This window comes from Streptomyces sp. 7R007 (genome assembly GCF_054850255.1).
The window spans coordinates 1-1,302 of sequence record NZ_JBTWMV010000141.1 but is presented as its reverse complement, the minus strand read 5'-3'; the positions used below and the strand labels follow the sequence as shown (position 1 = coordinate 1,302).

Here is a 1,302-nt window from a genome sequence, read left to right as displayed (position 1 = left end):
AATTCCCGTGGCACTGTCCAACGGATAGCAGCAGGGTCACCGCTGTTCGGCACCCTGTCTTGTCATTCAAGTGACTACGGGTGTTGAGAGCGGCGGGGACTGGCACGGTGGCTGAAGCCCCGTTTCTCAGTCCCCGCCGCTTCAAGTGAATCAAATCCAAGGGCTGGATTTGTGGCACAGTGAGGCCCCCGTGGACGTGGCCATCGCACGAACCGACCGCGGTCCCGCCTACAACAAGTGCGGCAAGGAGGGCAGCATCTGGCGCGTTGTGCAGGGCGGCCAGGTACCTCAGACCTGCCTCAAACGCGCCTAGGGTCCCCGCTCGCTGCGCAGGCTGAGCGTTCTCATCGGACTTTGGGTGCCTATCGGCGGGCGCTTGGAAGAAGTCGGGACCCACGCAGACGATGGTCAGACGGAGCGGCCACGGCGAGGGGCACGAAATGCCGGCCCCGGCTCGCCTTCGGCCGGACTGCTGAATTTCCTGGGCTCGACCTCGTCCGGTTCGGCGAAGACAGAGACAGCGTCCGGCACATTGTTGCCCACCGGCCCGCGGAGCGACTCGCGCGGAGCACCTCCGATCTGCGTGGTGGCGGGCCTCGTCTTCGGGAGTTTCAGCCCGACGGACGGCTCCCGTACCGAATCGGCCAGCGCCTGCAGGCGGCTCACGTTGATGGTGTGCAGGGCTTCGGCGAGGACACGGGTCGCATCGTTGGCGAGGGCCAGGAAGGTGGGATGCAGGACGTATTTGCCCAGCTTGACGGCCGCTTCCAACGTCTTGTCGCCACGGGCCAAGTCAGTGACGAGAGTGGCAGTCCAGCCCTCGGGCGAGGAGCTGGGGAGCATCAACCGTCCGAGGACATCGAAGGCGTCGGCCATCTGCCGCTCCCCAGAGTGCGGTACGTCAGCCTGGCCCGGCACGCCCAACCCACCGAGGTCAGCCTTCGCCCAGCTGCACGCCCGCACGTGCACGGCGAGTGTGAGAGTGTCGCGCACGAACTTCTCTTGTGCTGCAATCCCGACCGGCGGGTTGTCCGGCACGCCGGGCCCTAGCATCGCCCATGTCTGGCCCGCCAGTATGCCAAGCGCCCAAGCCTGCCGATCCGGGGCCGGAGGGGCCCGCCGCAGCTCCCGGGCCGCGTCACGTGCAGTCCTCAGCACCCCGCGGGCCAACCGGTCGAACTGTTGCGGCGTAGCAGCCCACTGACGCGGGCCCGTACGATCATTGGCGTCCACACTGCGCCCCCTCCCCGGCCTGCCCCACTGAGAGAGAGAAAGGCCGGTAAGCCCAGCATGACCGATCTG

General features: G+C 67.1%; 1 protein-coding gene. It reads right to left on the bottom strand.

The genetic code is table 11. The annotated features are described in order from the left end of the window. Positions 1-408: 408 nt before the first annotated feature. The gene (locus ACYF6T_RS44475; RefSeq protein WP_461703693.1) at positions 409-876 is read right to left on the bottom strand and encodes a hypothetical protein; all 468 of its coding nucleotides are present in this window, start codon (positions 874-876) and stop codon (positions 409-411) included. Positions 877-1,302 lie beyond the last annotated feature (426 nt).

Excerpts from the sequence above, each read along its gene's own strand:
- ACYF6T_RS44475 (WP_461703693.1), bottom strand. The coding sequence starts at position 876 with ATGGCCGACGCCTTCGATGTCCTCGGACGGTTGATGCTCCCCAGCTCC.